The organism is Candidatus Sarmatiella mevalonica, assembly GCF_016751895.1.
Classification (GTDB): domain Bacteria; phylum Pseudomonadota; class Alphaproteobacteria; order Rickettsiales; family Rickettsiaceae; genus Sarmatiella; species Sarmatiella mevalonica.
Map to the genome: position 1 here is coordinate 1 of NZ_JACVVM010000094.1, position 3,346 is coordinate 3,346.

The following is a 3,346-nucleotide window of genomic DNA, read 5'->3' on the forward strand; positions in this document are numbered from 1 at the left end:
TTCCTGTTACAAAGGAATTAAGTGGATAGAAGATACGCTAATCAAACATCCTGATTTTGCTTTGCCTGGTCGCAAGGCATTACTTAGAAGCGATATGGAATATGAAGTTATACTAATAGATACAACAGAAACGCCAATAGACCTCTTTCCTAACTCTACTCCTGATGGCAACTGTGGCGACGCTGTCGATGCGCAAGTCCTCACGTACTTCATGTACGCTGCGGCTCTGTGCTTCGGTATACTCCTCGTATTTGCTCTTAATTGAGCGAGTTTCGAAAGAGGTCTATTAAAAACCCAAGTTGTTGTCGATAAGAAGATGAAACAAGTAATATGCACTGCTTTTGCAAATGGTAAGCGGCATGATTTTAGGCTATTTAAAGAGTCGAGAACAAAGATAAATTCTGATATAAAGGTTCATTACTGACACTGGATATCAAGGCATACAAAAGCTGCATAGCAAATCTGAATTACCAAGAAAGAAGACTAAGAAAAACCCGTTAACAAAAGAGGATAAGGAGAAGAATCAAGAGCTTGCCAGTGAAAGAGTGGTTAATGAAAATGTTATCGGCATGATTAAACGATTTAAAATCATATCTGACAAATATAGAAACAGACGAAAAAGGTTTTGCCTCAGATTCAATTTGATTGCAGTTATTTATAACATGGAGCTAGTATAAATGAGTTTCGAAAGAGGTCTAATGAAATCATGGGGCAAATAGCCTGCCACGAACGGTGATTGATATAAGAACATCTTTAAAAGATGCTTTTTAGATCAGACCGATTAAGGGAGCCTCATTTGTTTTAGGTGCCAGCCAATCTTTGCCATTGGTGCGCTCCGCAAGCCTTGAACTCTATGATCTAAAATCCATTCTGATGTGGGAATACCTCAAGCAATTACCGCGCTTTAATGGCGTACATTTGCTATATCGCATGCCTGTGAATTTTAGTGATGGGCCATCTCTGTCACTTGATCCGTATTTTTTAGGTTTGAAATCTACCATTCTCTGATAAATTTTTGGTTCTGTTGCTGGATTAAAATTATATTTTGAAATTTTCAGTTAGACACTTTACAAATTCGTTCTAAATATTGTATGGAATATTTTATCAAATTTGTATTAAAAAATGTTGCCTCTAGATTTAAATTGATAATTATAATACAATTTTTTCAAATTTAAAAATTATCCTTTATAAGGATTTTTAAAATATTATGATAATAAAAAAAATTTTCACTTTTTTACTTTTATTTTTACAGTTAAATTTTGTTGCTTGCCAGAAAAAAGAAAGTAACAATCAAGGAGACCCCTATGATTATATTTTTTATCTTGATGCAAAAACAAATAGAATAGGACCAGAAACTCTTTTTTCTTCGTATACAAATGCATTAGACGACGGGAAGCGCACATCATTCAGCGACAGATTACTTCAAAAGATAGAATTCGTAGGGTTATTCGATCAACTCGAAACTAATCCTAAATTTTCATTGGATGAATTGTCTCAATTCAAGCTACAAATCTCTAAAATTACTGGAAAAGAGGTTGCTGTCTTTGTAGATAACAGGAACAACAAAGAGTTAAATGTAACGCTTCCTCCAAGTTTACAAATGCCTCTTTATATTGCACATAATCATGTGATTTTGGAAAGTAACTCGCATATAGGCGTTTTAACTGTCGGGGTTAACCTTCGTAAAATTAATTTATTTACGACTTTGACACATGATTATGTAAAAAATATCATTCCGACAAAAATTTCTATTAAAAAAAGTATAGTGTGTTCATTCTGTGAATTAATGAAATCTGATATTTATTTGAATGATGCAGATCTTTCTTTCGATAAAAAAAAATTTGACAAAGGATTACTAATTGAAGGACCTTTGTATTTGTATAATTCTAATGTTTTTGCAAGAGAACTATTGCCTCATTCAAAAGCATCTATTAGTTTTTTTGGAAATTCATCTATTGAGTGTCAAAAAAAATCATTAATCAACAATAATATTTCTCTTCAAGCAGAAGATCAGTGTTGTGCATCTGGCCAATCTAGCGCACCCAATAATAGCATTGCAACATTAAAGAACGTAGAATTTAAGCCAAAGTCAATTCTTTATGTTTTAAATCTAGAAAAGGATAAAGGTTATTTTAAAATAGATGGTGATGTTGATTTAACTCATACAATATTAAAGATTCAGCCTACATGTGAACAAATTCCAGAAATTTTTTTAGGAAAGAAAATACCACTCATATTATCAACACATAATATAAAAGGCACCCCTATATTAGAGATTGAACCAGATCATAATAACATAAAAGATAAATATGATATTCAATTTAAAAAAGAAAAAAATAGTGCTTATATTATTATAGTCACAAAATAGTATATAGATTTTGGGCTACGAACAAGCACATTATTACTTGCTAGTTGTTCAGTTCCAACAACACGTAGTTAAGTCTGTAATCAAAATTTAAATTGTTCGCGTTTAAATTCTAACTTGATCTCAGATTTTTTTAATAATTTATAGTAGTAGAGCTTATGTTTTTAATGTTATGCTTTTTGCACATCAGATCAAAGGAGTGATTTTTGTTAATTGAATTAAATAAAGATAGTTTTTGCTTAAAAGCTTCTATTGATGGAAGTGGGCCAGTGGCTATTGTTATTGGTAGTCATAAATATTATCCACGCACTTTGTCATTTTGCTCTTCATCATGAGATTTGAGAGCAGCTGCACCACATCTTCAGTCACAAATTCTTTGAAAGAAACGGCAGGCTGGCGTGGCGGGTTTTTTAGCACAAAGGAGCCAAACCCTTTCTTTTGCACCTTATCAAAGTGGTACACATGTTTGAGCAACTCAGGATCAGCCTTAAAAAGCGCAAACAGTAACCCTTTCTTGTCGTATTTATCGTCTTTAACCAATAGCTTAGCCATGAGACCTCTTGCGTAAGTATTTAATTAACAATTAGCCAATGTGAAGGGTGAAGAAGGTTGTTCGTGATTATTAGACCTCTTTCGAAACTCGCTCCTGATGGCAACTGTGGCGACGCTGTCGATGCGCAAGTCCTCACGTACTTCATGTACGCTGCGGCTCTGTACTTCGTATACTCCTCGCATTTGCTCATCATGAGCGAGTTTCGAAAGAGGTCTATTTTACCATCAAGCGGCAAGTAATTTATTAACGAAATCATTTTTGAAATTAACAATTCCAGCAACAATATTAAACTTTAGATTATAACCCCTACGCTTATTGCGATATCTATGAGATAAAATACGAAAATTCTTTAGCTCTGCAATAATATTCTCAACCTTGATCCGCCTCTTAGATACAATATGGTTGTATTTCTTTTGCCAGTAAGTTAA

Annotated in this window: 4 protein-coding genes and 2 pseudogenes; 3 read left to right on the top strand and 3 right to left on the bottom strand. The window is 33.4% G+C overall.

Translation table 11 applies throughout. The features are described 5' to 3' along the window. From Sarmat_RS07485 to Sarmat_RS06260, 3 genes and pseudogenes are all read left to right on the top strand, one after another. Window positions 1-140, top strand: a pseudogene (locus Sarmat_RS07485) (IS5/IS1182 family transposase); the annotation flags it as partial. A 137-nt stretch (window positions 141-277) separates the two neighbouring features. Further along, window positions 278-677 (top strand): annotated as a pseudogene (locus tag Sarmat_RS07490) (transposase); the annotation flags it as partial. Between the two features lie 530 nt (window positions 678-1,207). Beyond that, complete coding sequence (locus Sarmat_RS06260; RefSeq protein ID WP_202149911.1) at window positions 1,208-2,368, top strand: hypothetical protein; 1,161 nt, start codon at window positions 1,208-1,210, stop codon at window positions 2,366-2,368. 276 nt (window positions 2,369-2,644) lie between these two features. Here the strand turns inward: Sarmat_RS06260 and Sarmat_RS06265 are convergent, their stop codons facing one another. From Sarmat_RS06265 to Sarmat_RS06275, 3 genes are all read right to left on the bottom strand, one after another. Next, window positions 2,645-2,917, bottom strand: a complete 273-nt coding sequence (locus tag Sarmat_RS06265) for a hypothetical protein (RefSeq protein WP_202149912.1) — start codon at window positions 2,915-2,917, stop codon at window positions 2,645-2,647. Window positions 2,918-2,941: 24 nt separating this feature from the next. Next, on the bottom strand, window positions 2,942-3,100 hold the full coding sequence (locus tag Sarmat_RS06270) for a hypothetical protein (RefSeq protein ID WP_202149913.1): 159 nt from the start codon (window positions 3,098-3,100) through the stop codon (window positions 2,942-2,944). Window positions 3,101-3,142: 42 nt separating this feature from the next. Further along, window positions 3,143-3,346, bottom strand: a 204-nt coding sequence (locus tag Sarmat_RS06275) for a transposase family protein (RefSeq protein ID WP_279611763.1), incomplete at its 5' end; no start/stop codon positions are given.